8 protein-coding genes are annotated in these 5,876 nt (G+C 72.5%); 1 reads left to right on the forward strand and 7 read right to left on the reverse strand.

The window, feature by feature from the left end:
* The 3 genes from SACHA_RS19785 to ygfZ all read right to left on the reverse strand — a co-directional run.
* Positions 1 to 574: asparaginase (locus SACHA_RS19785; protein WP_019806660.1), on the reverse strand; the 574-nt coding region annotated here is incomplete at its 3' end.
* A complete protein-coding gene (locus SACHA_RS0101585; RefSeq protein ID WP_019806663.1) occupies positions 571 to 1,170 on the reverse strand; it encodes an RsiG family protein in 600 nt (199 codons plus the stop codon). The genes SACHA_RS19785 and SACHA_RS0101585, both read right to left, overlap by 4 nt.
* 69 nt (positions 1,171 to 1,239) lie before the next feature.
* A complete protein-coding gene (gene ygfZ, locus SACHA_RS0101590; protein ID WP_019806664.1) occupies positions 1,240 to 2,376 on the reverse strand; it encodes a CAF17-like 4Fe-4S cluster assembly/insertion protein YgfZ in 1,137 nt (378 codons plus the stop codon).
* A gap of 77 nt (positions 2,377 to 2,453) precedes the next feature.
* On the opposite strand from ygfZ, the gene SACHA_RS0101595 reads away from it, so the two are divergent.
* Positions 2,454 to 3,302: an aminodeoxychorismate lyase gene (locus SACHA_RS0101595; protein WP_019806666.1), complete on the forward strand. Its 849-nt coding sequence runs from the start codon at positions 2,454 to 2,456 to the stop codon at positions 3,300 to 3,302.
* 99 nt (positions 3,303 to 3,401) lie between these two features.
* Here the strand turns inward: SACHA_RS0101595 and SACHA_RS0101600 are convergent, their stop codons facing one another.
* From SACHA_RS0101600 to SACHA_RS0101620, 4 genes are all read right to left on the reverse strand, one after another.
* Positions 3,402 to 4,016 carry an FABP family protein gene (locus tag SACHA_RS0101600; protein ID WP_019806668.1) on the reverse strand — a complete coding sequence of 205 codons (615 nt, stop codon included), beginning with the start codon at positions 4,014 to 4,016 and terminating at the stop codon, positions 3,402 to 3,404.
* A 287-nt stretch (positions 4,017 to 4,303) separates the two neighbouring features.
* Positions 4,304 to 4,609, reverse strand: coding sequence for a DUF1416 domain-containing protein (locus SACHA_RS0101610; RefSeq protein WP_019806671.1), 306 nt, complete (start codon positions 4,607 to 4,609; stop codon positions 4,304 to 4,306).
* Positions 4,609 to 5,445: a sulfurtransferase gene (locus SACHA_RS0101615; RefSeq protein WP_019806672.1), complete on the reverse strand. Its 837-nt coding sequence runs from the start codon at positions 5,443 to 5,445 to the stop codon at positions 4,609 to 4,611. The genes SACHA_RS0101610 and SACHA_RS0101615 overlap by 1 nt, the downstream gene beginning before the upstream one ends.
* A 91-nt stretch (positions 5,446 to 5,536) precedes the next feature.
* On the reverse strand, positions 5,537 to 5,876 hold a 340-nt coding region (locus SACHA_RS0101620), incomplete at its 5' end, for a DUF4395 domain-containing protein (RefSeq protein WP_028662785.1).

Raw genomic sequence — 5,876 nt, forward strand, 5'->3', positions numbered from 1 at the left:
CGAACGCGCGCGCCAGACCGGTGAGCGAGAACGCGAACAGCGGGGCGCCGCAGCCGTCGACGGCGGTGGCGGCGATCGGCTCGCCGGTGAGTTCGGAGACGGTGTCCGCGATCGTGCGTTGCAGCGGGTGGGCCGGATCGGTGTAGTCCGCCGTGGACCAGCCCCGCCGCACACAGGTGGCGAGCATTCCCGCGTGCTTGCCCGAGCAGTTCATCGCCGCCCGGCGTGGCTCGGGCGGGCAGCGCAGATCCTCCTCGCCGAGGCCCGCGGCCGACAGCAGGGTCAACGCCCGGTCGACGTGGCCGGGTTCGCCGGTGTGCGAGGCGGCCACGAGGGCCAGGTCGGTGTCGTCGACCTCCAGCCCCGCACGCAGCATCCCCAGCGCCTGGAACGGCTTGTTCGCCGACCGGGCGAAGACCGGGCTCGTCACGTCGCCGAGCGCGGCGCGGACGGACCCGTCGGGTGCGGTGACGACGAGCGCGCCCCGGTGGACGCTCTCCACCACACCCGAGCGCACGACCTCCACCAGCACCGGGTTGTCCCGGAACCGGCTGTTGTCCCGGAACCGCGTCACGCGCGGCCTCCTTCCCCGTCCGGGGCGCCGGTGCCGCCCGCGGTGCCACGTTCGTCGGCCAGCAGCTCGTCCACCGAGGCGCTGCCCTGCGCGTACCGGCGGGCCATCTCGGCGTTGAAGGCGTCCACCACCGCCTGCACCTCCCGCCGCCGCTGGGAGACGGAGCGCTCCTGCTCCCGGTAGCTGGCCAGGGTGTCGGTGAGTGTGTCGTCGGACAGCGCCGTGACGTCGGACAGGTCGGCGTCGCCCACCAGGGCCTCGGCCCTGCGGCGGTAGGCGCCCGCCCGCGACGGTTCGAGCGTCTGGTGCCTGCCCGAGCCGGTGGCGGGGCCGAGCGCGTTGTCCGCGAGGATCGCGGCCAGCTGGTCCACCACGCTCGTCACCGCGCCCGAGGTGCGGCGCTCCTGCTCGGCGCGGACGATGTCGATGCGGGCGTGCAGCAGCCGGCGCAGGTACGACAGGTCGGTCTCCTCCTGTGCCGCCTCGTCCCGGCGGGAGCGCAGGGTGGACATCGGCAACCGGTCGATCCCGCGTGCATAGTCGTCGGCGAGGACGCGGTCGATGCGACGGCGTCCCCCTGGCCGGACTTCGATCACGTGATCATCCTGCTCTACGACGGCCGGACACGCCAGTGCCCGGCGACCATGTCACCCGGTGATCCGCGCTCACCCACGGAGCCGCTGCGCCGCCTGTCGGCCCGGTGCGACGTGCTCGGCGGGAACCGAGTCGGGGTCCACGGCGGCCTGCACGGCGCGGTCCTGCTCGGGATCGCCCGCGCGCAGCTCGGCGTCGGCCGTCACGGACCGCTTGAGCAGGGCCAGCGCCACCGGGCCCAGTTCGTGGTGCTCGGCCACGCTGCCGACCCGGCCGACCGTGCGGTCCCCGTGCTGTACCGGGTCACCCGTCTCGGGGTAGATCTCCGGGGATCCGTCCAGGTGCAGCAGCACCATCCGGCGTGGTGGTTTGCCGACGTTGTGCACCTTGGCCACGGTCTCCTGGCCGCGGTAGCAGCCCTTCGCCACGTGCGCCGCGGTGTCGATCCAGTTCACCTCGTGCGGGATCGCGCGTTCGTCGGTGTCCACGCCGAAGCGCGGGCGCAGCGACTCGACCCGCAGCGCGTCGAAGGCCCACACGCCCGCGGGACGGGCGCCCGCGTCGGTGATCCGTTGCCACCACCGCGCCAGTTCGGCGCGGGGCACCAGCAGGTCCACCGCCGACCGGCCGGGCCACGGCATCCGGCGGGCCAGCCCGCCGTCCGCCAGTGGGGTGACCGCGTACGGGTCGTCGCCGAGTGTGATCCCGAGCGTGTCGAGCACCCGGGCAACGTCCGGCCCCAGCAGGGTGAGCACCGCGAGGTCGGCGGTGGCGTCGGCGATCTCCACCTGGGACCAGAACTTCATGGCCTCCAGGTAGTCGCGCAGCGGCTGCCTGCCACCCTTCGGCAGGGCGCTGGTGGCCTCGGCTTCCGGATCGCTGTCCAGGTACACGGTCCCGCCGGTGTGCGCGACGACCATGTGCGTGTCGATCCGGCCCCAGCTGTCCAGCACCAGCGCCTCGGTGCCCGTGTCGTCGGGCAGCCCGGAGACGTGCTGGGACAGCACCAGGTGCAGCCAGGACAGCCGTTCCGGGCCACCGACCGTGAGCACCTCCCGGTGCGAGCGGTCCACCACGGCCACGCCGCGCACCGCGGTGCGTTGCTCGCCGAACGGGTCCCCCCAATGCCAGGGGACGCCCTGTTCGGGGTGATCGTCGGGGGTGGCCACGGCACCGGAGAGACCGAGCAGCGGGGACTCATACGCCATGCCCCGATCGTATGCGGCGCGCGCCCCCCGCGGCCGCGTGGCGTGGCCGGGGCGTGGCGGATGGGTACCGTGGTCCCATGCGCGTGCTCGCCTTCCTCGACGGGACCCTGGCCGATCCGGACCGTCCGCAGATCCGGGTCGACGACCTCGGCCTGCTGCGCGGGGACGGCATCTTCGAGACCGTGCTCGTGGTCGACGGCGTGCCTCGGGAGCTCAATGCGCATCTGGACCGCCTGGCCCGGTCGGCCGCCATGCTCGACCTGCCCGAGCCGGACCGCGCCGCGTGGGAGCGCGCCGTCCGGCAGGTGGTGGAGAACTGGACCGGGCCGGACGAGATCGCGGTGAAGCTGGTGTACACCCGGGGCGCCGAAGGCGACCCGGACGCCGAGCCGGTCGGCTATGCCCTGGGCATGGACATCGCCGAGCCGGTGCGGTCCGCGCGGGTCGACGGGGTGGCGGCGGTACGCCTGGACCGGGGGTTCGCACCGGACCTCGCCGAACGGGCGCCGTGGCTGCTGCTGGGGGCGAAGACGCTGTCCTACGGGGTGAACATGGCCGCGTTGCGGGAGGCGGCCCGGCGCGGTGCCGACGACGTGGTGTTCACCGCGACCGACGGGTCGGTGCTGGAGGGGCCGACGTCCACCGTGGTCCTCGTGCGCGGCGGCACGCTCCACACCCCGCCGCCGACCGTCGGGATCCTGCCCGGCACGACCCAGCGTGCCGTCTTCCGTGCCGCCGAGGCGGCCGGGTGGGCCACGAAGATCGAGCCGATCGCCGCGGAGGAGCTCTTCTCGGCCGACGCGGTGTTGCTGGCGTCGTCGGTGCGCAAGCTCACCCGGGTGCACACCCTGGACGGGACACCGTTGCCGGACTCGACCGGGCCGCACGCCGAGCTGGCCGAGGCGTACGAGCGGCAGTACCGCTGACCCGCTGATTCCCGGCCCCGGCCGGACCGCCGACGGGTGTGGCCCCGCCCGATGACGCCGCCGGACGACGCGGACGACTCAGCCGACGACGCGGACGACTCAGCCGGCGATGCGGTGCAGCAGCGCGGAACAGTGCGGGGTCATCTCGTGCCCCATCATCGCGCGCTCCTCGACCCAGCCGAGATCGCCGTTGTTGACGATGCCGTAGAGCCGCTTGGCCGCCGTGACCTCCTTGGCGCTGGCGGACCGCACCACGGCGTCGGTGCCCAGCTCCCAGGCGCTCTGGCTCTTCGGTGTGCCGTAGTACAGCTCCACGAAACCGGTGGAGTGGGTCAGCAGCAGCTCGATCGTGTCGTCGGGCTGCGGACGCCAGAAGCCGGTCTCCCGCGCGGCGGGCCGCAGCACCTCGCCGTCGTCGTCGAGCAGCCACGCCCGTGCCTCGTGGTAGAGGAACGGGCGCCCGTCGTGGGCGATGGTGAGCTGCTGCGCGAAGCGGTACGAACGCTCCATCGTCGGGTAGCTGACCTCACCCTCGCCGCGCCACACCCCGACGAGCGGCAGCAGGGCCAGGCAGGCGTCGTTCAGGTTCTCACCCTGGCGCAGGTTGGCCGTGTCACCGGGGATGGGCAGGTCGTCGAGCTGCGGGATGTTGCGTGTCCCCGTCACCTCGGCCCGCTGGGCGGCGGCACGGACCGCCTCGTCACCGCTGGTCATCGAACTCTCTCGGCTCAGCGCTGGTCGGAGTACAGCCGGTAGACCACGTAGCCGCCGAACCACGTGGTCGCGACGATGGCCAGGACCAGCAGCGTCGTAAAGATAATCTCCACGCCCGCAGGATAACCCGCCCCACCCCACGCAAAAGCCCCCCGGTACCCACGTCACACCCCCCGTGGGTGCCGTGAGGGGCACCTTCCCTGCGCCCTGCGCAGCGAGGGGCACTTTCCCTGCGTCGGACGCAGGGAAAGTGCCCTTCACGGCAACACCCGGGGTGACCGGCGGGGTCAGGTGATCGGGATCGTCACCCGGTGGACGCCCGCGGATTCGGTGGTGATCGCGGTCTCGCCGGTGCCGGTGCGGTGCAGGGCGCGCACCGTCCAGGTGCCCGGGGCCGCGTAGAAGCGGAACTCGCCCTCGGGCGAGGCCTGCACCTCCCCGGCGAACTCGCCGCCGGAGTCGAGCAGCCGGACGTAGGCACCGCCGAGCGGTCCGTCGGTGCCGGTGACCGTGCCCGCCACGACCACCTGGCCGTTCGCGTCCGCGTCGGTCGCCGTGGCGGTCTGCGCGGGGGCGCCGCAACCGTCGCTCATCACTTCTCTCCCGTCTCCACCGGCACGCCGACCAGCGAGCCGTACTCGGTCCAGGACCCGTCGTAGTTCTTCACGTCGGACAGCCCGACCAGCTCGTGCAGCGCGAACCAGGTGTGGCTGGAGCGCTCCCCGATCCGGCAGTAGGCGATCGTGGGCTTCGACGTGTCCAGGCCCGCGTCCTTGTAGAGCTGCTCCAGCTCCTCGGCGGACTTGAACGTGCCGTCCTCGTTGGCGGCCTTCGACCACGGTACGTTCACCGCGCTCGGGATGTGCCCGGCGCGCTGGGCCGTCTCCTGCGGCAGGTGCGCGGGTGCGAGCAGCTTGCCGGAGAACTCGTCCGGCGAGCGAACGTCCACCAGATTCTTGGTGTTGATCGCTCCGACGACCTCGTCCCGGAACGCGCGCAGCGTCTGGTCCTGCTCGGCCGCGGTGTAGTCGGTGCGCTCCCGGTCGACCTCGCCGGTGACCAGCTCACGGCCGTCGAGCTCCCACTTCTTGCGGCCGCCGTCCAGCAGCTTGACGTTGTCGTGCCCGTAGAGCTTGAAGTACCAGTAGGCGTAGGCGGCGAACCAGTTGTTGTTGCCGCCGTAGAGGATCACCAGGTCGTCGTTCGAGATGCCCTTGGCCGACATGAGCTTCTCGAAGCCCGCCTTGTCGACGAAGTCCCTGCGGACGGGGTCCTGGAGCTCGGTGCGCCAGTCGATGCGGACCGCGCCCGGGATGTGCCCGCCCTCGTAGGCGGTCGTGTCCTCGTCGACCTCGGCGAACACCACGCCGGGCGTGTTCAGGTTGTCCTCGGCCCACTGGGCGGTGACCAGGACGTCGTCACGGCTCATGGTCGCTCTCTTTCCTCAGAATTGTCGGTGCGTTTCCTCGGGGATCTCGGATGTGGGGGTGCCTGCCCCGGCCGGTTTCCGCCCGGTGTCCTCAAACCCGCTCGGTGCGTGGTGTGACCCGCCGCAGGAGCAGGTACACCTCGCACCCCAGACACACGTCGAACACCGCGTTGAGCAGTGCCGCGAACAGCGCGAGGGCCGTGGCGACGAGGCCGAGCGCGGTCAGCCCGCTGACGTAACCGACGGTGCCCGCGACCGCGAACAGGAGTCCCACCCCCTGCGCGAACCGCAACGGCGCGACGGCCTCCCGGTCGTCGGTGGGGGAGAGCCGGGGCGCGACGAGCACGCGGTACAGCAGCGCGTACGGGGTGGCGGACGGGCCCGCGACCACCCCGACGGCGAACACGGCGGTCTGGGCGGCCAGCAACGGC

The sequence above is a fragment of the Saccharomonospora halophila 8 genome (assembly GCF_000383775.1).
In the GTDB taxonomy this organism is placed as follows: Bacteria; Actinomycetota; Actinomycetes; order Mycobacteriales; family Pseudonocardiaceae; genus Saccharomonospora; species Saccharomonospora halophila.